This is a genomic window from Calidifontibacter terrae (assembly GCF_054778835.1).
The window spans coordinates 49,049-71,721 of record NZ_BAAGZF010000001.1 but is presented as its reverse complement, the minus strand read 5'-3'; the positions used below and the strand labels follow the sequence as shown (position 1 = coordinate 71,721).

The 22,673-nt window shown below is 68.0% G+C and carries 20 protein-coding genes; 6 read left to right on the top strand and 14 right to left on the bottom strand.

Annotation, left to right across the window (positions count from 1 at the left end; translation table 11 throughout):
* Nucleotides 1–28 precede the first annotated feature (28 nt).
* The 4 genes from mdo (at nucleotide 29) to mftM (ending at nucleotide 5,062) form a co-directional block, all read left to right on the top strand.
* Complete coding sequence (mdo, locus tag ACYU98_RS00325) at nucleotides 29–1,321, top strand: NDMA-dependent methanol dehydrogenase (protein ID WP_460466179.1); 1,293 nt, start codon at nucleotides 29–31, stop codon at nucleotides 1,319–1,321.
* 90 nt (nucleotides 1,322–1,411) lie between these two features.
* Nucleotides 1,412–2,629: an AAA family ATPase gene (locus ACYU98_RS00320; protein ID WP_460466178.1), complete on the top strand. Its 1,218-nt coding sequence runs from the start codon at nucleotides 1,412–1,414 to the stop codon at nucleotides 2,627–2,629.
* Between the two features lie 7 nt (nucleotides 2,630–2,636).
* Nucleotides 2,637–4,163 (top strand): VWA domain-containing protein, encoded by a 1,527-nt coding sequence (locus tag ACYU98_RS00315; RefSeq protein WP_460466177.1) that lies wholly within the window; start codon nucleotides 2,637–2,639, stop codon nucleotides 4,161–4,163.
* 17 nt (nucleotides 4,164–4,180) lie between these two features.
* A complete protein-coding gene (gene mftM, locus ACYU98_RS00310; protein WP_460466176.1) occupies nucleotides 4,181–5,062 on the top strand; it encodes a mycofactocin oligosaccharide methyltransferase MftM in 882 nt (293 codons plus the stop codon).
* Between the two features lie 2 nt (nucleotides 5,063–5,064).
* Here the strand turns inward: mftM and ACYU98_RS00305 are convergent, their stop codons facing one another.
* From ACYU98_RS00305 to ACYU98_RS00275, 7 genes are all read right to left on the bottom strand, one after another.
* Nucleotides 5,065–5,733 (bottom strand): MadR family response regulator transcription factor, encoded by a 669-nt coding sequence (locus ACYU98_RS00305; protein WP_460466175.1) that lies wholly within the window; start codon nucleotides 5,731–5,733, stop codon nucleotides 5,065–5,067.
* Nucleotides 5,730–7,094: a GAF domain-containing sensor histidine kinase gene (locus tag ACYU98_RS00300; RefSeq protein ID WP_460466174.1), complete on the bottom strand. Its 1,365-nt coding sequence runs from the start codon at nucleotides 7,092–7,094 to the stop codon at nucleotides 5,730–5,732. The genes ACYU98_RS00305 and ACYU98_RS00300 overlap by 4 nt, the downstream gene beginning before the upstream one ends.
* Nucleotides 7,091–8,260, bottom strand: coding sequence for an iron-containing alcohol dehydrogenase (locus ACYU98_RS00295; RefSeq protein ID WP_460466173.1), 1,170 nt, complete (start codon nucleotides 8,258–8,260; stop codon nucleotides 7,091–7,093). Before ACYU98_RS00295 ends, ACYU98_RS00300 begins: the two co-directional genes overlap by 4 nt.
* A complete protein-coding gene (locus ACYU98_RS00290; protein WP_460466172.1) occupies nucleotides 8,257–8,646 on the bottom strand; it encodes a DUF779 domain-containing protein in 390 nt (129 codons plus the stop codon). Before ACYU98_RS00290 ends, ACYU98_RS00295 begins: the two co-directional genes overlap by 4 nt.
* Nucleotides 8,647–8,727: 81 nt before the next feature.
* Nucleotides 8,728–10,251 carry an acetaldehyde dehydrogenase ExaC gene (exaC, locus tag ACYU98_RS00285; protein ID WP_460466171.1) on the bottom strand — a complete coding sequence of 508 codons (1,524 nt, stop codon included), beginning with the start codon at nucleotides 10,249–10,251 and terminating at the stop codon, nucleotides 8,728–8,730.
* A 76-nt stretch (nucleotides 10,252–10,327) separates the two neighbouring features.
* Nucleotides 10,328–11,458, bottom strand: coding sequence for a helix-turn-helix domain-containing protein (locus ACYU98_RS00280; RefSeq protein ID WP_460466170.1), 1,131 nt, complete (start codon nucleotides 11,456–11,458; stop codon nucleotides 10,328–10,330).
* A gap of 80 nt (nucleotides 11,459–11,538) precedes the next feature.
* Nucleotides 11,539–12,666: a glycosyltransferase family 4 protein gene (locus ACYU98_RS00275; RefSeq protein WP_460466169.1), complete on the bottom strand. Its 1,128-nt coding sequence runs from the start codon at nucleotides 12,664–12,666 to the stop codon at nucleotides 11,539–11,541.
* 34 nt (nucleotides 12,667–12,700) lie between these two features.
* Here ACYU98_RS00275 and ACYU98_RS00270 point away from each other — a divergent pair, with 34 nt between their 5' ends.
* Together ACYU98_RS00270 and ACYU98_RS00265 are read left to right on the top strand one after the other, a co-directional pair.
* The gene (locus ACYU98_RS00270; protein WP_460466168.1) at nucleotides 12,701–13,498 is read left to right on the top strand and encodes a PIG-L deacetylase family protein; all 798 of its coding nucleotides are present in this window, start codon (nucleotides 12,701–12,703) and stop codon (nucleotides 13,496–13,498) included.
* On the top strand, nucleotides 13,495–14,589 hold the full coding sequence (locus ACYU98_RS00265) for a lysylphosphatidylglycerol synthase transmembrane domain-containing protein (protein WP_460466167.1): 1,095 nt from the start codon (nucleotides 13,495–13,497) through the stop codon (nucleotides 14,587–14,589). Before ACYU98_RS00270 ends, ACYU98_RS00265 begins: the two co-directional genes overlap by 4 nt.
* On the opposite strand, the gene ACYU98_RS00260 is transcribed toward ACYU98_RS00265, so the two are convergent.
* The 7 genes from ACYU98_RS00260 to ACYU98_RS00230 all read right to left on the bottom strand — a co-directional run bounded on the left by ACYU98_RS00260 (nucleotide 14,586) and on the right by ACYU98_RS00230 (nucleotide 22,639).
* The gene (locus ACYU98_RS00260; protein WP_460466166.1) at nucleotides 14,586–15,407 is read right to left on the bottom strand and encodes a phosphatase PAP2 family protein; all 822 of its coding nucleotides are present in this window, start codon (nucleotides 15,405–15,407) and stop codon (nucleotides 14,586–14,588) included. The genes ACYU98_RS00265 and ACYU98_RS00260 overlap by 4 nt on opposite strands.
* Before the next feature lie 73 nt (nucleotides 15,408–15,480).
* Entirely contained in the window at nucleotides 15,481–17,058 is a 1,578-nt protein-coding gene (gene guaA / locus ACYU98_RS00255) for a glutamine-hydrolyzing GMP synthase (RefSeq protein ID WP_460466165.1), read from the bottom strand.
* A complete protein-coding gene (locus ACYU98_RS00250) occupies nucleotides 17,055–17,414 on the bottom strand; it encodes a DUF3817 domain-containing protein (RefSeq protein ID WP_460466164.1) in 360 nt (119 codons plus the stop codon). The genes guaA and ACYU98_RS00250 overlap by 4 nt, the downstream gene beginning before the upstream one ends.
* Nucleotides 17,407–18,216, bottom strand: coding sequence for an SURF1 family protein (locus ACYU98_RS00245; RefSeq protein ID WP_460466163.1), 810 nt, complete (start codon nucleotides 18,214–18,216; stop codon nucleotides 17,407–17,409). Before ACYU98_RS00245 ends, ACYU98_RS00250 begins: the two co-directional genes overlap by 8 nt.
* Before the next feature lie 90 nt (nucleotides 18,217–18,306).
* Nucleotides 18,307–19,239, bottom strand: a complete 933-nt coding sequence (locus ACYU98_RS00240) for a hypothetical protein (protein WP_460466162.1) — start codon at nucleotides 19,237–19,239, stop codon at nucleotides 18,307–18,309.
* Between the two features lie 107 nt (nucleotides 19,240–19,346).
* The gene (locus tag ACYU98_RS00235) at nucleotides 19,347–21,044 is read right to left on the bottom strand and encodes a GMC oxidoreductase (RefSeq protein WP_460466161.1); all 1,698 of its coding nucleotides are present in this window, start codon (nucleotides 21,042–21,044) and stop codon (nucleotides 19,347–19,349) included.
* Nucleotides 21,041–22,639 (bottom strand): succinic semialdehyde dehydrogenase, encoded by a 1,599-nt coding sequence (locus ACYU98_RS00230; RefSeq protein WP_460466160.1) that lies wholly within the window; start codon nucleotides 22,637–22,639, stop codon nucleotides 21,041–21,043. The genes ACYU98_RS00235 and ACYU98_RS00230 overlap by 4 nt, the downstream gene beginning before the upstream one ends.
* Nucleotides 22,640–22,673 lie beyond the last annotated feature (34 nt).

The window sequence follows — 22,673 nt, the reverse complement described above, 5'->3', positions numbered from 1 at the left end:
CCGTCCACTGCCGACAAGGAGGTCGCCCATGCAGGTCGACGAGTTGCTGAAACCGTTCCCAATCAAGGAGTTCCACCCGTTCCCACGGGCACTCATGGGCCCCGGTGCCCACGAGATGATTGGGCCCGAGGCCCTGAAGATGGGTTTCAAGAAGACGTTGGTCATGACCTCAGGTCTGCGAGGCACGGACATCGTGCACAAGATCGTGGAGTCGATGAAGTACCACGGCCTGGAAGTCGTGGTCTACGACAAGGTCGAGTCCAACCCCAAGGATTACAACGTCATGGACGCCGTGGCGCTGTACCAGGAGAACAAGTGCGACTCGTTCGTTTCCATCGGCGGCGGGTCGAGCCATGACGCCTGCAAGGGCGCCCGCATCTCGGTCGCCCACGACGGACGCAGCGTCAACGAGTTCGAGGGCTTCAACATGTCCGAGAACCCGAACAACCCGCCGCACATCGCGGTCTCCACCACCGCCGGCACCGGCTCGGAGACCTCGTGGGCGTACGTCATCACCGACACCACCACCGATCCGGACAACCCGCACAAGTACGTCGCGTTCGACGACGCCAGCCTCACTTCGCTGGCGATCGACGACCCGGTGCTCTACTTCGACTGTCCGACCGACTTCACCGCACAGTGTGGGTTCGACGTGCTCGCGCACGCCAGTGAGCCGTACGTCTCGCGGTTGAACTTCGAACCGTCGCTGGGTAACGCACTGCACGCCATCAAGCTCACCAGCGAGAACCTGCGCGCAGCCACCTGGAACGGCCAGGACCTCGCCGGTCGCGAAGGCATGATGTACGCGCAGTACATCGCGGCGCAGGCATTCAACTCTGGCGGTCTGGGCATCATCCACTCGATCAGCCACGCGGTGAGTGCGTTCTACGACACCCACCACGGTCTGAACAATGCGGTGGCTCTGCCCCGTGTGTGGGCCTTCAACATGGCGGCCAACTACAAGAAGTTCGCCGACATCGCCCGCGCGATGGGGATCGACACCCATGGAATGACCGACGCTCAGGCCGCCGACGCCGCGCTCGCCGCGGCGATCCGGCTGCTGCGCGACGTGGGTATCCCGGAGCGCTTCGTCGACGTCACCCAGGACAGCTACTCCAAGAACCGGCTGGGCACGGGACCGACGAAGTACTACGAGAACTCGAAGGTCATCAAGGGCGACAAGGCCGACGTGGAACGCATCACGAACCACGTCCTCGGCGACGCCTGCACCCCTGGAAACCTGCGGGAGTGCACCTTCGAGACGGTCTCTCCGGTGGTCGAGCACTGCCTGAACGGCGACCTGGACGACCTGCTCAGCTGATCCCACACCCCCAACTCTGTCGGGCTCGCGGCGGCCGACCCGCGGGCCCGACAGACCCCACCTCCGTCGACCGACGTTCAAGGAGCCCGCGTGCCGACACAAACGACGCAGACCGACCCACCACAGTTCGACGACGTGCAGGACACCAAACATCGGCTGAGCGACCACGGCTACCTGGCCGACGATGCTCTCGCCACCACCGTCTTCCTGCAGACGCGGCTGGACAAACCGCTGCTGGTCGAGGGACCAGCCGGCGTGGGCAAGACCCAGCTCGCCACCTCCCTGGCAGAGGTCACCGGACGCCGGTTGCTGCGGCTGCAGTGCTACGAGGGTCAGGACGAGTCCAAGGCGCTGTACGAGTGGGACTACGGCAAGCAGCTCCTCTACACCCAGATCCTGCGCGAGAAGATCACCGAGCTGGTCGGCGACACCGACAGCCTCGACGAGGCCGTCGACCGCATCGCCGCCCACGACAGCGTCTTCTTCTCCGACCGCTTCCTGGCCCAGCGTCCGCTGCTGGAGGCGGTGCTCTCCCCCGAACCCGTCGTGCTGCTGATCGACGAGGTCGACCGCGCCGACGAGGCGCTCGAGGCCGTGCTGCTGGAGCTGCTCGCGGAGTTCCAGATCTCGATCGCGGAGATCGGGACCGTACGGGCGAAACACCAGCCGTACGTCGTGCTCACCTCCAACAACACCCGTGACCTGTCGGCGGCGCTCAAGCGGCGCTGCCTGCACCTCTTCCTGGATTACCCCGACGCCGAGCGTGAACTGGACATCATCCGGTCCAAGCAGACCGGTCTCGACGACGCGCTCGCGGTTCAGTTGGTGGAGATCGTCCGCGGGCTGCGCGAGCTGGACCTGCGCAAGGCTCCGAGCATCTCCGAGACCATCGACTGGGCCCGTACGCTCGCCGTCCTGGGTGCGTCGGAGCTGTCGGCGAAGGTGCTGTCGGACACGCTGAACGTCGTCGTGAAGTACGAGCGCGACCTGTTGGAGGCGCGCGGTGCGCTGCCGCGTCTGGTCGACCCGAACGCGACGGTTCCGGACCACCTGCCGACGCATGACCACGGGCATGGGCACGGGCACGGGCACGGGCACGGGCACGAGGATGGGCATGGGCACGAGGATGGGCATGACCACGACAACCACCCGCAAGACCACGACACCCTGAACGGCAACGACCCAGACGGCCGCGCGGTCCGCGAGGCGAAGGACAAGCCGGGACGCCACGGCACAGCGATCTACGGCGCGCCGGGACGCGACAACCAGAGCGACAACCGGCGCTCCGCCCGACGCCGGGTGCTCTGAGGCCGCCGTGCAGGGAGCCATCCACCGTTTCGTCCGGCTGCTGCGGCTGTTCGGGGTGCGGGTCAGCGTCGCCGAGGCACTCGACGCGCTGACCGCCGCCGCGCAGCCGGGCGTGCTGGCCGACCGCGACCTGTTGCGCTCGGCGCTACGGGTCACCCTCATCAAGGACCGCCGCGACCTGGAGGTCTTCCAGGACGTCTTCGACGCCTTCTTCGGGCTGCGCACCGTGGTCGGCGCACCGCAGGAGCACGCTCACGCGCACGACGACCTGAGCGACTCCGGTGAATTAAGACAGTTCACCCTCGGCGAGGACCCGGGCGACAGCCCCGAGCAGGGCCACTCCCACGGCGCGCCCGACGACATCCGCGACTACTTCCGTCGCGAGGACTTGTCGCAGTCGTACAACCTGCACCAGGAGGCCAACAAGCTCGACATGGCCTCGGCGACCGACGAGATCGTGCTGTCCAACGATCAAAGCGATCCGCGCGGTGAGGCGGCTCGCGTGCAGCTGAACACCCGCCGGTTGCAGAACCCCGGACTTCCCGGAAAGCTCACCGACCGGCCTGGCTTGGAGGTCGATGCTCAGCTCAGCGTGGCGCAGGAAATGGCGCTGCTTGGCTGGCTGGCGGAGTCCGAACTGCCCGACGAGGAGGGAGCGGCCGACCCGGCCGACCTCGCGGCGCTGCGTGCCCAGCTCGCGCCGCTGCTGGCCGGCCTTCCCGAGCGGCTGCGCGAACATCTGGAACGACTGCTGGCCGCCACTGCGGAGATCGAGGAGCGTGCCCACGCCGCGGCCCGCGCCGAGCTGCTGCAGGAGCAGCAGCGCTCGGAGATCGAGGCGAACCTGCGCCGGGTCATCTCCGGGCTACACGGCGCTCCCCGCGCCCGGCGGCGTACGGCCTCGGCAGGCACCGTCGACGCGGCGCGCACCATGCGTCACAACATGAAGTACGACGGGGTGCCCTTCCGTCCGATCACCGTCGCCAAGACCCATGACCGGCCCCGGTTGCTGGTGCTGGCCGACGTGTCCCTGTCGGTTCGCGCGACCGCCGCGTTCACCCTGCAGGTGGTGCACAGCCTGCAGTCGCTGGTCACCTCGGTACGGACCTTCGGGTTCGTCGCCGAGGTCGCGGAGGTGACCGACCTATTCGCCGAGCACCGCCTGGACCGGGCCCTCGAACTGATCATGGCCGGCCCCGAGGGCGGCGGTCCGATCGACGTCGACGCCGACTCCGACTACGGGTCGGTCTTCGAGACCTTCCTGGAGGACTACGGCTCGGCGCTGAACCACCGTACGACCGTGCTGGTCCTCGGCGACGGGCGCGGCAACGGCCACGACCCCGGACTGCGGGCGTTCGAGGAGATCACCCGCCGCGCGCGCAGCACCCTCTGGCTCACCCCTGAGCCGCGGTTCTCCTGGCGGCTCGGCCGCTGCGACCTGCCGCTGTACGCCGAGCACTGCGACCGGATCCACGTCGTCCGCGGCATGAACGGCCTGGAGGATCTCTCCCACCGAATCCACGAGCCGGCGTGATGGAGACGCTGAACCAGATGAATGCGTTCGAATCCACCGTCGCCCCGGTCGCGCCCCTGCAGCCCGCTCCAGGCGGGGTCTACCGCGACGACTACGTGACGGTGCTGCGCGGCCCCGCGCCGCCGAGCCGGCAGATCGCCCGTACGCCGCACTTCACCGTGCACGCCGGCGAATCGCTTGCGGTCACCCATCACCTCGACCTCGACGACCTCGACGAGGACCTCACCGGTCTGCTGCGCACCGAGTTGTTCGACCCGGGCTGGGTGCGTGGCGCCGACCTGTTCGAGCGGCTGTTCACCGGAGTCGTTCTGACCTCGGCCGACGATCCGCTGGACGCGTGGGAGGCCTACTACCGCAACACGATCAGCCGCCAGGCGAAGCAGTACGTGCGCACCGCAGGGTCGATCGAGCAGTTCCGGCCGGTGCACGACCACGCCGCCGCACTGGTCGTCGGCGACTCGGTGCACGAGCTCGGCAGCTGCTTCGGTTTCCTCGCGCTGCGGCTTGCCGCCGAGGGTCACCGGGTGACCGCCTCCGACCTGAGTTTCGGGACGATGCAACTGCTCGGCGTGGTCGCACCCCGGCTCGACCTGGCCATCACCACGCTGGTCGCCGACGCCGGACACGTTCCGGCTGCCGACCGCAGCGCGGACACCGTGCTGGCCGTGCACCTGTTGGAACACGTCGATCCCGGACACGGCGCGCGGGTCCTGGACGAGGCCGTACGGCTGGCCGCCCGGCGCGTCGTGGTGGCCGTTCCGTACGAGGACGTCGCCGACGAGACCTTCGGTCACGTGCGCACGATCGGACCGGACGACCTGCGCGCGTGGGGTGAGCGGACCGGCCTGGCGTACGAGGTGCACGAACACCACGGCGGCTGGCTGGTCATCGACCGCTGAGCTCAGATCACTCCGAGCTTGCTGGCGGCGTAGACCGCCTCGGCGCGTCGGGAGACGCCCAGCTTGTGCAGGATGTTGCCGACGTGGAACTTGGCCGTGGCCTCAGCGATGAACAGCATCTGACCGACGGCCTTGTTGGAGTGGCCGTGCGCGAGCAGCGCCAGCACCTCCAGCTCCCGCGCGGTCAGCTGGCCGGTTTCCTGCGGCACCGGCGCCTGCACGCCGCGCACCATCGCCGCCGCGCTGCGCGGGTCGAACGCGCTGCCGCCCTGGTGGACGTCGTGGATCGCCTTGACGAGCCCCGTGGTGTCGACGTCCTTGACCACGTAGCCGCGGGCGCCGGCGCGCACCGCCGCCAGCACGAGCTGGTCGTCGACGAAGGTGGTGAACACCAGCACCGCCAGCCCGGGATGCGCGGCGGTCAGCTCGGCGCACAGGTCGATCCCGTCGGTGTCGTGCTGCGTCGACAGCTTCAGGTCGAGCACCACGACGGCGGGCTCGGTGTGGCGTACCACCGCCAGCGCCTCACCGGGGTTGGACGCCTCCCCCACGACCGACAGATCGTCCTCCCGTTCCAGGATGGCGCGCAGCCCCTGCCGGACGACCGCGTGGTCGTCGACCAGCACCACCGTGATCGTCGCTTCCCGGGCGGCGAGTGCGAGTCCGTTCATGACAACTCCTTCTGTTCTATGTCTGACAACACACCTGGTGGCGGCGCGGACTCGCGCACTGGGAGCGGGATCCGGAATTCCAGCCGTACGCCGCCGGAGCGGGCGCGTCGGACGGTCATCGCGCCGCCGAGCCGGTCGACCCGCTCGGCCATATTGGCCAGCCCCCGATGTCGGCCGTCGCCGGGCGTACGGGCCACCAGCCGCAGGTGGCGGCGTAGCTGCGCCGGGTCACCGTCGCCGTCGTCGGCAACGAAGAGCAGCAGCTCGCCTGGCAGGTAACGCAGCCGTACGTGGGCGCGGGTGGCGCCGGCGTGGACGGTGACGTTGAACAGGGCCTCTCCGACGGTCCGTACGAGGTCGTGCCGCGCCTGCTCCGGAACCTCCACCTCGACGCCCTCGACCCGGAAGCGCACGGCCAGCGGGCCGCCGTGCTGGGCAACCAACGACTGCAGCAGTTCGGACAACGATTGCACCCGGTCGCTGTGCGGCTGCCGCAGCGCGAAGATCGCCTGCCGCAGCTGCTCGACGGCATGGCCTGCGACGTCGCGGGTGGCGGCCAGCTGCCGCTCCAATGGGCGCCCGCCAACAAGGGTCGCGGCGTCGCCGCGCGCGAGCTCGAGAGCCATGCCCACCGAGAGCACCTGCTGGGTGACGGTGTCGTGCAACTCGCGGGCGATGCGCTGCCGCTCCTCCTCGACCAGTTCGCGCTGCGCGGCCACTTGCAGCCGGTTCTCGGCCCGGCGCAACGCGTCGTCGCGCTCGTTCAGGTCGCGCCGCTGCGCCTCGGTCTCGGCATTGAGGCGTTGGGCCCGTCGGTGCAGCAGCAGCCCGGTCTGGAACTGCTCGGACGTGTGCAGCGAGACCACCGCCTGGCTGGCCAGGATGCGCAGCACCGCGATGTCGGCGTCGACGGGCTCCTCGGGCAGGCGATGCCGGGCCGAGAGGAGGCCCACGACCCTGCCCTCGAGCATCATCGGCGCACGGACGCACTGCGCGCGGTCGCCGGGCACGGCTCCGGCGCGGACGGCGTCAACCTCACGGGCTACCTGGGGCGGCAGGTCGTCCTCGTCGACGACGATCGACCCGTCGCGTGCCGCCACCAGACAGCGCGGCCGGGCTCCGGGGAACTCCCCCGCCGCGATGAGCAGCAGCGCCCAGTCGGCGTCGAGGTGACTTCGGGCGGCCTGCACGACCTCCTGCAACAACTCCCGCGGCCCCTCGACCGTACGGACGACGGCCTGGGAGATCGCGTCCATCGCGCGCAGCGTGCCGTGCAGTCGCTCGTCCGAGCGGACGTACTCGCGGTAGTAGGACCCCTTGCTCGAACGGATCCCGGTGAGCGACTGCAGTTCCGGGTTCACAGCGCCGCCTCGAAGAGATCCTGCAGCTGCTGCTGCGTGGCCGGCCGCGGGTTGGTGGTGACGCAGGCGTCCTGCATCGCCGTACGGGCCATCGTGGCGCAGTTCGCTCTGGTCACGCCCAACGCCGCCAGCCCGGGGGGAACGCCGAGATCGTGGCCCAGTTCCTCGACGCGGACGGCGAGCAGTTCGGCGGACTCCTGGCCCGAGGTACGCGCGTTGTCGAGGCCCGCGGCCTGGGCCAGCCGGACGAAGCGCTCCGGGGCGGCGCCGGCATTGAACCGGATGACGTGGGGTAGCAGGATCCCGTTGATCACGCCGTGCGGCAGGTCCAGCAGACCACCGACCTGGTGGCTCATCGCGTGGGTCGCGCCGAGGATTGCGTTGCTGAACGCGAGCCCGGCGTTGAGGCTTGCCTGGGCCATGCCCGAGCCGGACTCCGGGTCGCGGGGTCGGGCGTACATCGCCGTCAGGTGGGTGCACACACCGTCGACGGCGGCGAGCGCGTGCAGGTCGGCGATCGGGTTGTGGGCCAGGGAGACGTAGGACTCCACCCCGTGGGTGAGCGCGTCGAGCCCGGTGGCGGCGCTCAGCCAGGGCGGCATGGTGACCAGCAGGTCCGGGTCGGTGATCGAGATGTCCGGCACCAGGGTGCGACCCATGATGGTGACCTTCACCGAGCGAGCCGTGTCAGTGACGATGCAGAACTGCGACACGTCGGCGCCGGTGCCGGCAGTGGTCGGGATCATCAGCGACGGCGGCAGCGGGTGGCTCATCCGGTCGACCCCGCGGAAGTCGAGGATGTCACCGCCGTTGCCGGCCAGCACGGCCACCCCCTTGGCCGCGTCCATGGCCGAACCGCCGCCGATCCCGATGATCACGTCGGCTTCCTGCTCGCGGTAGTGGGCGTAGGCCGCCCGCACCTCGGTGTCCTTCGGGTTCTGGGTGACGTCGGTCCACAACTGCGGGTCGAGTCCCGACTCACGCAGCAGCCCGATCAACCGGTCGGCCCAGCCGGCCTCGACGATGCCCGGGTCGGTGACGACGTACGGCCGGCGCGCGCCGAGCCGGGCCGCCGCGAACCCCGCCTCGGCGATCGAGCCCGAGCCGAAGACCACCTCGGGCGCCTGGAACTTGGCCAGGCCTGGACGGTCGGCCGCGCCGGTCACAACAGTCCGATGCCGCGCAGTTCGTCCTCGGTGAACATCCGCGACCGGATCAGGAACCGCACCCCCTCGGGGGCTTCGAGCGAGAAGCCGCTGCCCCGCCCCGGAACGATGTCGACCGTCAGGTGGGTGTGCTTCCAGTATTCATACTGCGACTCGCTCATGTAGAACGGCACCGGCTTATCGACGCCTTCCAACTGCACTTCTTGGAGCAACACATCCACGTCGCCGATGATGAACTCGCCGTCCGGGAAACACATGGGCGCGCTGCCATCACAGCAGCCACCGGACTGGTGGAACATCACCGGACCGTTGCGTTTCACCAACTGCGCAACCATCTGGGCCGCAGCGGGCGTGAACGCCACCTTCTCAACGGTTGTCTCCGGCATCGAACTCACCCTTCACCCGCGGTCGGATTCTGATCGGAATGCGCCCGGTGGGCGACTTGGTCGCCCACCGGGACACACCGATCAGAAGAAACCTTGCGCGTCTTGGCTGTAGGACACCAAGAGGTTCTTGGTCTGCTGGTAGTGGTCGAGCATCATCTTGTGGTTCTCGCGGCCGATACCGGACTGCTTGTAGCCACCGAACGCGGCGTGCGCCGGGTAGGCGTGGTAGCAGTTCGTCCAGACGCGGCCGGCCTTGATCCCACGACCCATCCGGTAGGCCACGCCTCCGTCACGCGACCACACGCCGGCGCCGAGGCCGTACAAGGTGTCGTTGGCAGTCTTCAACGCGTCGGCTTCATCGTCGAAGGTGGTGACCGACACAACGGGTCCGAAGATCTCCTCCTGGAAGACGCGCATCGAGTTGTCCCCCTCGAACACGGTCGGCCGGACGTAGTAACCACCCGACAGGTCGCCACCGAGGTCAGCGACCTCACCGCCGGTGAGCACCTTCGCGCCCTCCTGCTTGCCGATGTCGAGGTAGCTCTTGATCTTCTCGAGCTGGTCGTTCGAGGCCTGCGCACCCATCGTGGTCTCGGTGTCGAGCGGGTTGCCCATCTTGATCTTCTCGACCCGAGCCACCGCGTCCTTGATGAAGTCGCTGTAGATCGAGCTCTGGATCAGCGAGCGCGAGGGGCAGGTGCAGACCTCACCCTGGTTGAGGGCAAACATCGCGAAGCCCTCCTGCGCCTTGTCGTAGAACGAGTCGCGTTGTGCTGCAACGTCTTCGAAGAAGATGTTCGGCGACTTCCCACCCAGCTCAAGGGTGACCGGGATCAGGTTCTGGCTGGCGTACTGCATGATCAGTCGGCCGGTCGTTGTCTCACCGGTGAAGGCGATCTTGCCGATCCGCTTGCTGGAGGCCAGCGGCTTGCCGGCTTCTGTGCCGAACCCGTTGACGATGTTCAAGACACCTGCCGGGAGCAGGTCGCCAATGATTTCCACCAGTTTCAAGATCGACCAGGGGGTCTGCTCCGCCGGTTTGAGCACCACCGCGTTGCCCGCAGCGAGCGCCGGGGCGAGCTTCCAGACCGCCATCAGGATCGGGAAGTTCCAGGGGATGATCTGGCCGACCACGCCCAACGGTTCGTGGAAGTGGTAGGCGACGGTGTTCTCGTCGATCTCGCTGATTCCGCCCTCTTGGGCGCGGATGGCGCCGGCGAAATAGCGGAAGTGGTCGACGGCCAGCGGGATGTCGGCGGCGAGCGTCTCGCGGACGGCCTTGCCGTTGTCCCAGCTCTCGATGACCGCGATGTCCTGCAGGTTCGCTTCGATGCGGTCGGCGATCCTCAGCAGCACGTTGGAGCGCTCGGTCGCGGAGGTGCGGCCCCACGACTCGGCGGCGTTGTGGGCCGCGTCGAGGGCGGCCTCGATGTCCGCGGCGTTACCGCGGGCGATGCGGGTGAAGACCTGACCGGTCTGCGGGGCGTAGTTGTCGAAGTATTCGCCGGACTTCGGCGGCACGAACTCGCCACCGATGTAGTGGCCGTACTGGTCGTCGACCTTGATGTTGGATCCGGAGGAACCCGGACGATCGAACACGGGCATTGCTGCTCCTATCGTCGGTGTGCTGATGCGTGGCTGTGACGCTAATCACATCAACGTTGCAACGACGTTGCAGGTTTCACCAGAGGCGATGCAAGTGCGCTTGGGCGACGGCGCGTAGCGGCGAGGTCATCGGCAACAGGTCGGCGAGCGCCTTCCAGGCGCGCGCGTCCTGGGCGCCCCATGGCTGCCGCGTCCAGGTGGAGAGCAGGTCGGCCCGACCGGCAGCTCGTACGCCGGCGGAGACCGCTTCGTGGACGGACTCGCGCAACTCGGCGATCGCCGGCGCGGTGGAGTGCGGCAGCAGCGGGCCGGAGTAAGCGCGCAGCGCGCCCTCCACATCGCCGGTCTCGAGTCGGTCGAGCACCTGCACCCAGTCGGCGCGGATCGTGGGGATCAGACGGTAGGGCCGAGAGCCGAGCACGTCGTCGCCGAGAACTGCGCGCAACCGCAACAACTCCGCTCGTACGGTGGATCCGCCGGACTCCGATTCGTAGAGGCCGCAAGCGATTTCGTCACCCGTCAAGCCCTCCGGGTGCTCGATCAGCATGGCGAGGACTTCGCTATGCCGAGGGCTCAGAGCCAGCGTTCGAGCGCCGATCGTGAACGCCGCCGAGTCGACGCCGAGAGCACTGACCCGCGGTGCGCCCGACTCCGCGGGGGCGCCGACGCGCAACAACTCCAACTCGGCCAACCGCGCAGCCGCCCGCAACATCGCCATCGTCTGCGGAACCATGATCTGGTCGCCGCCGGTGACGTCGACGGCACCCAGAACACCGCCCGTACGAAGGTCGCGAATCGGCACCGCGGCGCACGACCAGTGGTGGACCGATTCCAGGAAGTGTTCGTCGCGGCGGACCATCACCGGTTCGCCGATCATCAGCGCAGTGCCTGGCGCGTTGGTGCCGACCAAGCGCTCGTCCCAACACGCACCTTCGGCAAACCCGATCGCCTCTGCGCGGCTGAGCGCGGCGTTGTTTCCCCGGGCGAAGAGCAATTGACCGTGCTCGTCAGCGACGGCCAGAACGGCGTCGCAGTCGAGGATCGCCTGCTCGAGAACGTCGTAAATAACCGGCATCGCCTGCCACAGCGGATGCGCCGTGCGGTAGTCCTGGAGCACGTCCGCGGCCAAGGCCAACGGGACAACCCCGGCGGGCCGGACGCCGGCGGCTTCGGACCGACGCCACGACTCAACAACCAGGGGACGCACAGAAGGCATACTCCAGTGAACAACGGAACTGCCGCCAATGTGGTCGCTATTGCAACCAAAAGCCTTTACTACGGCTGTAGTTAGCGGGCTTGGTCGGCGGCGCGGGCGTATTCCGCCTCCACCATGCGTACGACGCCGGGCCAGGACTCCTTCGGCGCGACGGTCGTGTTCGTCTGCGTCATCCTGGTCCGCAGGTCCACGTCGGTGGCTATCCGAACTATCGCGTCGACCATCCCGGCGTCGTCGCCGGCGAGCAGCCCGTTGACCCGGTCGACGATGAACTCTGACACGCCCGACTTGCGCGGGGCGATCACCGGAAGCCCGGTCGTACGAGCCTCCAACGCCGCGATGCCGAAGGCCTCAAGCTCCGCGGGGGCGATGAAGACGTCACTGACGCGATAGCTCTCGCGCACCTCCGCCCGGGTCTTGCGCCCGGGCGCACTGAACCATTCCTGCGCGCCCAGGTGGGCGACCCGCTGTTCAAGTCGCGGGCGCAGCGGTCCCTCGCCGAGAACTTCCAAGCGGATGTCGACTCCGGGAGCATGGCGGCGCGCCTCGTGAACGATCTCGAGCAACTCCAAGGGGCGCTTGCGGCCCATCAAGCGCATCGCCGACACGACGCGTACGGGGCCGTTCGGATCGATCGGCGGCCGCGGCTGCGGCGCCCATTGGCGGGTGTCGATGCCGTTGGGCAGGATCGCCACCTGGTGCTGCAGACCGGCCAGGGATTGGACCGAGACAGCCGCCACGCCGGAGACGGCCGACAACGCAGCACCGGACTTCGCCCACCGGCCGACGTAGCCGAGCATCCGGATCGGCCCCTCCATCCGCGCGTGTAGCGAGTGCCAGGTAACCGCCACGGGCAGGCCGAGGTCGAGCGCGACGCGGGCGCAGTCCATCGAGAAGGGGGCCACGACACCCATGTGAACGTGGGCGACGTCGAACTCGCCTGCCCGCAACAGGCGGCGCAAGACCGGTGTGGCCAACGGATTGATCGGCAGGCCGTGGGGCATGGGAACAGCCAGGCGGTGAACCGGGATGCCGTCGATGATCTCCAGCTCGTTGCGTCGTTGGCCCGGTTCGCGCGTGGCAGTGAACGCGACGACCTCATGACCGGCAGCCTTGAGATTGCGCGCGAGGTCGTGCACCTGGACCTCGATGCCACCCAGTCGGGGCAGATAGCAGTCCGACAACATGGCCACCTTCACGATCACAAGGATCGCATAGGTCAGAATGTGGGCAATGTCCTACACACTGGTCGCCTTCCACGCGCACCCCGATGACGAGGCCCTGCTGACCAGCGGCACCATGGCCAAGGCCGCCGCGGCCGGACACCGCGTCGTGCTGGTGGTGGCGACCGATGGCGCTCTCGGGTTAGCCGCCGGGGAGTTTCGCGACGATGGCGGATTGGGCGCGCGGCGCCTGACCGAGCTGCAGCGCTCTGCCGATGCCCTCGGAGTCGCCCGCGTCGAACACCTCGGCTATGCCGACTCGGGCATGGCGGGCGACGCTCCCCCGAACGCATTCGTTGACGCCCCAGTCGATGAGGCCGCCGAGCGACTGGCCGCCATCTTGCGCGAGGAGGAGGCCGACGTGTTGCTGACCTACGAATGCAATGGCGGCTACGGCCACCGCGACCACGTACGCGCCCACCTGGTCGGCCTGCGTGCTGGCGCTGCCGCCCGTACGCCACGGGTGTTGCAGGCAACTGTCCCGCGCGATCTTTTGGTCGGCGCGCTCAAGGCCGTCTCGAAGGTTTACTCGTTCCCGGACGCCTTCGACATGGAGGTCTACGAGCGGTCGTTCAGCGCTCGCAGCCAGATCACCCACCGGATCAACGTCCTGCGCCAAGCCGGCGCGAAGCGGGCTTCGATGCGCGCTCATGCCTCGCAGGCCACGGCCGACGACGGGGACCGTACGCTCGCGGCCTTCTTGCGCATCCCGCGGCCGCTGTTCGATCTCACCTTTGGCCGGGAGTGGTATCTCGAAGCCGGCCACACCGGGCCTGTGGCACGCGATGTCTTCCAGGGGCTGCCATGACCGAGAATCCACAGATCGACGTGGACGGCACCCAAGACGCCCAGCCGAGCATGCCGGAGTTCACCTGGCGCACCGGGCTCAGCATCGTCATCGGCCTCGGCCTGGCCGCGGCGCTGATCATCTTCGGGCTGCCGTTCTTCGCCAAGACCGGCTGGAGCGAGATCGGCAATCGGCTCAGCACCGTCGGGTGGCGAAAGTCGCTGGAGTTCACCGGGCTGATGATTGTCGGCCTGTGGATCTACACCTTCACCCTCACCGCGTCCTGGCCCGGCCTGAGCCACAGCCGCGCTGCCATCGTCAACGTCACCGGTTCGTCGGTGGCCAACACAATGCCCGGCGGCGGCGCCACTGCGTTGGCTGCCAGTTGGATGATCCTTCGGTCGTGGGGATTTAAGCGACGGGCGATCTCCACCGGGCTGATCGTCAGTGGCATCTGGAACATCCTGGCTCGAATCGCCTTGCCGCTGGTCGGGATTGCGATGGTCAGCCAAGGCGCCCACGCGCTACCGCCCGCCGTACGCACCGGCGCCTTGTGGGGGGCGGTGCTCGGTCTGCTGCTGCTGATCGGATTCATCCTCGCGCTGACCACTCCGGTCCGCACCCGCAAGCTCGGCTCCTGGCTTGATCGCCACGTCAGTCCCGCGCTCGGTCGGCTGCGCCGAGGCGACAAACATGGCGTCACGCCCCGTTTCGAAACTCTGTTGGCTGACCAACAGGCCCGGATGTCCGCGTTGACCCGACGCGGCTGGTTCCCCATGACCCTCGGTGTCGTGGGGCAGCTGCTGGTCTGGTTCGTCCTCTTCTGGCAGGTGATGCGGGCCGTCGGCGTCGACCTTCCGGTGGTGGATCTCTTCGCCGCCTACGCCATCGGCTCGCTCCTGCGCGCCGTCGGCATCACTCCCGGCGGTCTCGGTGTGACCGAAGCTGGGATCGTCTTGGTGCTCGTCAGCTGGGGAGCCGACAAGCCCGCGGCCGCAGCCGGCGCGTTGGTCTTCGCCCTGTTCACTCATGTTGCCGAGATCCCGCTCGGGGCGCTCGGATGGTTCGCGTGGTGGGTTGGGCCGAAGGTTCCGGCCGAGGAATCGGCCTAGACCAGCCAGCGGTCGGCCAGGATCGCCACCCAGCCCACCCCGGCGGCGGTCGCCGCGGTGGTTGCGAACAGAACGATCACCGCGCCGATCTGACCGGCATCGGTGCCGGTGAGTTGGAATCCGATGACGAAGAATGTCGCGATGGCCGCCAGCGCGCCGAGAATCACCGGCACCACGAACCGCGACGGCGGGTAGGGCGCGCGTTGACCGCCACGCTCGAGCAGGGCTACGACCAGCACGGTGAGCGCGGCCCACCCGGTGCAGACAAAGGCAGCAGCGACCACGTCGGAGGGGCGGTGCCAGCGACCGGCGACCGTTCCGGTGCCGATGAGGCCGGCCAGGAAGGTGGCGAACCCGACCAACGCCGGACGCCACTTCGCCGGCGCCACGAGCACCAGACAAAGCGCCCACACCAGCGCGGCCGTTGTGTGTCCACTCGGGAACGACCGTTGCCCGTCCAGTCGGGCCAACGTGTGCCACTTCAACTGCTGGGTGGTGAAGGTGGCGGCCACAGACATCACCACCACCCCGAGCCCAAGCCAGGGGCGCCGGCGTACGAACGCGACCACCGCAGCCAGCGCAGTGATTCCGACGACCGTCGGCACCGACACGAGGGTCAGGACGGACTCCATCCGCAGGTACGCGGTGTGCGGGCCACCGAGGATTCGCTCCATCCGATCGTCAAGGCGCATGCCGCGATCGGTGTGCAGGAAGGAGCGCGCGGTGACATAGCCGAGCAGCACCGCGGCGACGAAGGTGAGCAGCGTCTCCGCGATGAGGGCCGTGCGAGGGCGCGAGTAGGTCAATGGTCGGTTCATCGGTGGTTCAACGGTCGCCGGGCGGCGAGCTATCCGCTCACCAAGAACTCACAGCGGACCCACTGGAAGCGGCTCACTCCCACTCGATGGTGCCCGGCGGCTTGGAGGTGACGTCGAGCACGACCCGATTGACGTCATCGACCTCGTTGGTGATCCGCGAGGAAATCTTCGCCAACACCTCGTAGGGCAGTCGCGTCCAGTCGGCCGTCATCGCATCTTCGGACGACACCGGGCGCAACACGATCGGGTGGCCGTAGGTGCGGCCGTCGCCCTGCACGCCAACGCTGCGTACGTCGGCCAGCAGCACCACGGGGCACTGCCAGATGGTGCGGTCGAGCCCGGCGGCCGAAAGCTCCTCGCGGGCGATCTGGTCGGCCTTGCGCAAGAGTTCGAGGCGGTCAGCCGTGACCTCGCCGACGATCCGAATGCCCAGACCCGGGCCCGGGAACGGCTGGCGCCAGACGATTTCCTCGGGAACCCCGAGTTCGAGGCCGACCTTGCGGACCTCGTCCTTGAACAGCGCGCGCAACGGTTCGATCAGCTTGAACTGGATGTCGTCGGGCAGACCGCCGACGTTGTGGTGACTCTTGATATTGGCCGCGCCGCTGCCACCGCCGGACTCCACGACGTCGGGATAGAGCGTGCCCTGCACGAGCCACTTGACCGGGTGTTCGTCATCGCCTCGGTCGGCCACGATGTCGCGCGCCGCCTGCTCGAAGACGCGGATGAACTCGCGGCCGATGATCTTGCGCTTCTCCTCCGGGTCGGTGACTCCGGCGAGCGCGGTGAGGTAGCGGTCCTTCGCATCGACGACGACCAGATCGATGCCGGTCGCGGCCACGAAGTCCTTCTCGACCTGCTCGGCCTCGCCCTCGCGCAGCAGGCCGTGGTCGACGAAGACGCAGGTCAGCTGGTCGCCGATTGCGTTCTGCACCAACGCTGCTGCTACCGACGAGTCGACGCCGCCCGATAGCGCACAGATGGCGCGGTCGTTGCCGACCCGTTCCTTCACCTGGGCGGTCAATTCCTCGACCATCGCCCCGGGCGTCCAGTCGGCCTCAAGGCCGGCGCCGCGCCACAGGAAGTTCTCCAGCACCCGCTGCCCGAAGGTGGAGTGCATGACCTCGGGGTGCCACTGCACGCCGTACAACTTGCGCTCGTCGTCTTCGAACGCCGCGACGGCTGCGCCCGGGGTCGTGGCCGTCACCCGTACGCCCGCAGGGGCTTGCGAGGCCGAGTCGCCGTGGCTCATCCACACCGACTGCTGGTCGGGCTGTCCGTTGAACAGGGTGGAGTTGGTGTCGTTGATGTCGGCGTTGGTCGCGCCGTATTCGCGCAATCCGGTGTGTTCGACGGTGCCGCCCAGCGCATTCACCATCGCCTGGAAGCCGTAGCAAATGCCGAAAACCGGCACCCCTGCTTCGAGGATCGCGGGGTCGAGCGAGGGCGCACCCTCGGCGTAGACCGAGGACGGGCCGCCGGACAACACGATCGCGGCGGGCTCGCGCGCCAGCAGCTCCTGTGCGGTGAGAGTGTGGGGCACGACCTCGGAGTAGAGCGAGGCCTCACGTACGCGCCGAGCAATCAGCTGGGCGTATTGGGCGCCGAAGTCGACGACGAGGACGGGATGTTCCTGCAGGGGGGCGGTCACCCGGCAGATCCTACCGAGGTCACATCGGCCAGGCGGGCGCGGACGTCGCGGGTGACCTTGTGTTCCAGCCAGAACGACAGGACCGGCACGAAAGCGGTCAGCACGTAGCCGATCATCCGGCCGAACGACCAGCCCATTTTGGTGCCGAGGTTGTAGGTCGCGCCCACGAACACCATGAACAGCAGTCCGTGAACCGGCGACCACCACGACAGGGCGTCGTTGTCACGGCCGTACTTCAGATACATCTCCAGGCAGAGGATCACCAGCGCGACACCGGCGACCACCGCCATCACCCGGAAGAAGGTCAAGGCCTTCTGGACCGTGCGCACCGCGTCGGCACGGGTCGATTCATTCATCTGCTTCATGGTGTTCCTTGTCCTCATTCGGCTGGGGTTCGGTGGCCAGTTCGAGCACGCCCCGGCGTGGGGGGCGGGCGACATGACCGCCCTCGACCTCGTCGCGCAACATGCGCAGGTAGATGTAGATGGCGAACACGGCGAACAACCACCACTGCACGGCATAGGCCAGGTTGACGAAGTGCAGGCCGCTCGCTGGCACCGGCGAGGGCGGCGGGATACGGGTGATCGCAGAGGTCGTCGCGGCCGGCTGCTCGGCGGTGGCGAACACGTAGGCGTTGTAGATGCGGTCACCCCACAGGTTGACCAGCGAGGCGATGTCGACCGAACCGATCTGTCCCGCAGGCAAACTGGTCGCTGTGGGCGATTCCGCCGGGGCGAGCGCGCCGGTGACCGTCACGGCGGTGGCAGTCGGTTTGGTGGCCTGCGCCGGGTCGGTCACGAAGCCGCGCAACACGACGAGCCGAGCGTTCGAATCCGTCACCAGCAACGGGGTGAGCACCCAATAGCCCGTACGCCCGTTCAACCGCCGGTCGGGCACCAGCAGTTGCCGCTGCGGTTCGTAGGTGCCGGTCGCCGTCACTCGGCGCACCGACATGTCGGCGCGGAACGGCTCGTTGGGCTGCACCACTTCGGTGATCGGCGCGACCGGGAGGTGTTGAGCGTCCTCGACGGTCTTGCTGGCCCCGTTGTCGTGGGCGACGCCGAACTGCCACAGGCCGAGCAGGACCATCGCGACGACGGCCGCCAGCAGGACCACGAACCAACCGATCCAGCGGAAGGTCAGGGCGGTTCGCAGCACGGTCACCAAGGGTACGTCGTGTTCCTGACCCGCCCGCGCACCCCTCCTCTACACCCGTAGTAAAGGATTTTCGTCGCAATAACGACCACTTCAGGCGACCGCTCCGCCATCGCGCAGTGCCAGCCCGGCTCGCACCTGCCGCATGAACCTGCCGGGCTGCAGCCGCAAGCCGAGCAGCGGGATGCGCAACACGGTGTCTGAAGTCAGGGTGACGCTGTTTTGGCGCAAGGCGTCGTCGACTGGATTGAGTCCCGCGAGGTGATGGATCCCATCGATTTCGACCACCAGACCACACGGCCATCGCACGTCGAGATAGATGCGTCCGTCTGGGCCTCGGCGAACCACCTGTCGGTCCGGTTCGGCGATCTCGTATGCCCGACACAGCGCGGCAAAGTCCAACTCCCCCAACGATTCTGCGCCGTCTGCGATGTCGAGGGCCATGCGCTCGATGAAGTCCCTGCGGGCGCGTACGCCGATGGTCGCCGCGGCATGCAGCAGGGCCTCGCCGGTGACAATCCGCTGCTGCACAGGCATCACCAGCACCAGCGCTGCCTGTCGATCGCTCATTGCCCAGGCCGCGCCGCGGATCGCGGCGATCTCCGGGCGTACGACCGCGGGTTCGCCCCCGCAGAGCTCATCCTCGAGTCGGTGGTTGATGTTGTGAATCCGGACCCCGCCGACCGAATGCCGGTTGTCGAACCTCGGGACGGAGACGTGCAGGTCAGATTCCTCAAACCCCGTCATCCCCGCGTACGCGAGAGCCGTCACGCCGTCGAGCGCCGCCGTCCGTCCGGACTCCAGGACCGCGTACCACCATCTGGTCATCATCGGGTCGGCGTCCACATCGACGGCGAAGGTCTTGCTCCCCCGCCGCCGCCAGCGGCCGGCCTGCACCTCGGCCCGGACTGCCGAGCGAGAAATGCCGAGCTCAAGCAGCTGCCGCAACGCGACGAGACCACCTTGCCGCTCGGCCGCCACCGCCACTTCCGCGCGTCGGATTTCGCGCAGTCTCCTGGTTGTCATCGGGCCAGCCTGACCGCTCGCCGGGAATCTGGCAGAGGGCCTGTGGACAACCCAGACAACAGAAAAGTGGTCGCTATAGCGACCACTTTCCTTTACTACGGGTGTAGTCAGGCGGGGGTGGAGGGCATTCCGAGGTCGATCCCGGGAACCCGCGCCGGGCGAGCGTCCAACCGCTGATATGCCTCGCCCTGCGCCGGCCGGGGGTCGGTCTGGCCCTTCACCGGCCAACACGCCATCGCGCGCTCGGCCTGCGCGGTGATGGTCAGGGACGGGTTCACGCCGAGGTTCGCCGAAATCGCCGAACCGTCAACGACGTGGAGATCGGGGTGGCCCCAGACCCGGTGGTAGGGATCGACCACGCCCCGCTCGGGCGCGTCGCCGATCACGACACCACCGAGGAAGTGGGCGGTCAGCGGGATGCCGAACACCTCACCCCAGTTGCCGCCGGCGAGGGTGCCCATCCCCGTGACCGCGGACAACCGATCGGCCATGGCGTGAATCGCCTTGTGGCCCTGGGGAATCCACCTCGGGTTGGGTTCGCCGTGGCCCTGCTTGGAGGTGAGCCGGACCCGGCCGAACCGGCGCTTGCCCGACACGGTGATCGAGTTGTCGAGTGTCTGCATCACCAGAGCGATCACGGTGCGCTCGGACCAGCGCGGACCCCACGCGGTGCGAGCCGCGGAGATCGGCTGCCGCAGGAAGGTGCCCAGGAATTCCTTGGCCTTCCCCAACGGGCCGGCGTCGCCGTTGACGAGCAACGTGGTGAGCAATCCCATTGCATTCGAGCCGGCGCCGTACCGCACGTTCTCCACGTGGGTGGTCTCGTCGACGTGGAATGAGGTCGTGATCGCGACCCCTTTGGACACATCGACGTTGGCCGGGACCTTCACGGAGGCGGCACCGCCGAGGGCCTCGGAGTTGGTGCGGGTCAACACCCCGAGCTGGTCGGAGAGGTGCGGCAGACGGCCTTCGGCCTTGAGCCGGTGCAGCAACGTCTGGGTTCCCCAGGTGCCCGCGGCGAGCACGACCTGGTCGGCGGTGACCGTACGCCGGTCCTTGGCGACCCAGGCGCCGCTGCGTTCGGTGGTGACGCGGTAGCCGCCACCAGGCAACTGTTCGAGGTCTACGACCGTGCGCATCGGCTCGAAGACGACGCCCCGCTTCTCGGCGAGCGCGATGTAGTTCTTCATCAACGTGTTCTTCGCGCCGACCCGACAGCCGACCATGCAGTTGCCGCACTCGGTGCAGCCGGTGCGGGAAGGGCCCTCGCCGCCGAAATACGGATCAGGGTCTGTACGACCGGACTCGCCGAAGTAGACCCCCACTGGGGTCTTGCGGAAGGACGATCCGACTCCGAGGTCGTTGGCGACGTCGCGCATCAATTGCTCGACCGGCCCCTCGCAGGGGTTCTCGTCAACGACGCCGAGCATCCGGCGGGCGGTCTCGAAGTGCGGGGTCAGCTCAGCATCCCAATCGGTGATGCTCGCCCACTGGCGATCCTTGAAGAACGCATCGCCCGGCTTGTAAAGCGTGTTGGCGTAGTTCAACGACCCACCGCCGATCCCGGCACCCGCCAGGATCATCACGTCCGGAAGTTTGTGGATGCGTTGCACACCGAAGCACTTCAGCGTCGGCGCCCACAGGTAGCGGCGCGCGTCCCAGGAGGTCTTGGCGAAGTCATCGTCCTCGAACCGGCGGCCGGCCTCGAAAACATGCACCCGGTAGCCCTTCTCGGCCAGGCGCAGAGCCGTGACCGACCCGCCGAACCCGGACCCCACGACCACAACGTCGTGGTTTGCGCTCATGACAGACCCGCTGTCTTCATCACCTTCATGGCCACTGTCATGCCCTTCGCCCACGCCTTCTCCGAGATTCCAGCCGGCACCGCGAACCCGGGGCCGTGTTGCACGGTCACGTTCTGCGACTCGGTGTACTTCTGGATGCCTTCGGCGCCGTGGCGGCGGCCGATCCCGGACTGCTTCATGCCACCCATCGGCGCACCGTTGCTGCCCCACGCGGCGGCGAACGCCTCGTTGACGTTGACCGTTCCGCAGCGAATGCGGTTTCCGATCTGCCGGCCACGGGCGGTGTCTTTGGTCCAGACCGAGGCGTTGAGGCCGTAGTCACTGTCGTTGGCGAAGGCGATCGCCTCGGCGTCATTACTCACGCGGTAGATCGCCACGACCGGGCCGAAGGTTTCGCCGCGACGACACTTCATCTCCTCGGTCACGCCCTCGAGCACGGTCGGCTCGTAGAAGTAGGGACCCAGGTCGGGTCGCGCCCTGCCGCCCACGAGCACCTTCGCGCCGTGCGCGACCGCATCGTCGACGTGTTCGCTCACCCGGCGCAGTTGCTCGGCGGAGATCACCGAACCCATGTCGTTGCCCCAGGCCAGCTCGGGACCGATTTTCATCGCGCGGACCCGCGCCAGGAAGAGTTCGAGGAAGCGGTCGGCGATCGCGTCGTGCAGGATGAGCCGCTCGATCGAGATGCACAGCTGCCCACCGGAAGAAAACACGGCTCGTACGGCGCCCTCGGCCGCCGCTTTCAGGTCGGCGTCGTCGGCGACGTACATCGGGTTCTTGCCGCCCAGTTCCAGCGAAGCACCCACCAGGCGCTCGCCGGCCTGGGCCGCGACCGTCCGACCGGTGGCGGTCGAGCCGGTGAACATCACGTAGTCGGCGCGCTCCAGCACAGCCGCCCCGATCGTCGGTCCGTCGCCCAGAACCACCTGCAGCAGTCCCTCGGGCAGCCCGGCCTGATCGACCAGTTCGGCGGTGCGCAGGGCGGTCAGCACCGCCTGGTTGTCAGGTCGCAGCACCACCGCGTTGCCGGCAACAAGCGCGGGCAGGGCGTCGGTGATCGACATCGACAACGGGTAGTTCCAAGGGGCCACGATCCCGACCACACCCTTGGGGTGGCGCAGTTCGCGGGCCTGGCTAAGCAGCGGCATGGCGCCCAACCGGCGCTGCGTGGCGAGGTAGGACGGCGCCTTGCGCGCGTAGTGGCGACAGACTCCAGCCACGTCGAGAACTTCATCGAAGGCGTGCCGACGGGTCTTGCCAGATTCAAGCTGGATCAGGTCGAGCAGTTCGTCTTGATGGCGCAAGACCAGGTCGTGCAGGCGGCGCAGGAAGTGCACCCGCCGCTCGACCGGCAAGGCCGCCCAACTCACCTGCGCGGCGCGCGCCGACCGGAACGCAACGTCGACATTCTCGACGCTGCTTTGCGGCACAGTGGCCAGCACTCCCCCGGTCAACGGGGTGATGCAGTCATGGGTCGGGGCGCTCGGAGAGGTGATCGCCCGCCGGCTGATCCGGGCAGCGAGGCCCGGTTTCACGACGTACGGCGCCGGGCTCTGCGCGGCCGGAGCATCGGTGGTGGGGAGCAAATCGGTCATTACTCCAGAGTAGGGGTCAGCAGTGACACAGACC

Coding starts and splice junctions, on each gene's coding strand:
- mdo (WP_460466179.1), top strand. CDS start 29: ATGCAGGTCGACGAGTTGCTGAAACCGTTCCCAATCAAGGAGTTCCAC.
- mftM (WP_460466176.1), top strand. CDS start 4,181: ATGAATGCGTTCGAATCCACCGTCGCCCCGGTCGCGCCCCTGCAGCCC.
- ACYU98_RS00305 (WP_460466175.1), bottom strand. CDS start 5,733: ATGAACGGACTCGCACTCGCCGCCCGGGAAGCGACGATCACGGTGGTG.
- ACYU98_RS00290 (WP_460466172.1), bottom strand. CDS start 8,646: ATGCCGGAGACAACCGTTGAGAAGGTGGCGTTCACGCCCGCTGCGGCC.
- exaC (WP_460466171.1), bottom strand. CDS start 10,251: ATGCCCGTGTTCGATCGTCCGGGTTCCTCCGGATCCAACATCAAGGTC.
- ACYU98_RS00270 (WP_460466168.1), top strand. CDS start 12,701: ATGTCCTACACACTGGTCGCCTTCCACGCGCACCCCGATGACGAGGCC.
- ACYU98_RS00265 (WP_460466167.1), top strand. CDS start 13,495: ATGACCGAGAATCCACAGATCGACGTGGACGGCACCCAAGACGCCCAG.
- ACYU98_RS00260 (WP_460466166.1), bottom strand. CDS start 15,407: ATGAACCGACCATTGACCTACTCGCGCCCTCGCACGGCCCTCATCGCG.
- ACYU98_RS00250 (WP_460466164.1), bottom strand. CDS start 17,414: ATGAATGAATCGACCCGTGCCGACGCGGTGCGCACGGTCCAGAAGGCC.
- ACYU98_RS00240 (WP_460466162.1), bottom strand. CDS start 19,239: ATGACAACCAGGAGACTGCGCGAAATCCGACGCGCGGAAGTGGCGGTG.
- ACYU98_RS00235 (WP_460466161.1), bottom strand. CDS start 21,044: ATGAGCGCAAACCACGACGTTGTGGTCGTGGGGTCCGGGTTCGGCGGG.
- ACYU98_RS00230 (WP_460466160.1), bottom strand. CDS start 22,639: ATGACCGATTTGCTCCCCACCACCGATGCTCCGGCCGCGCAGAGCCCG.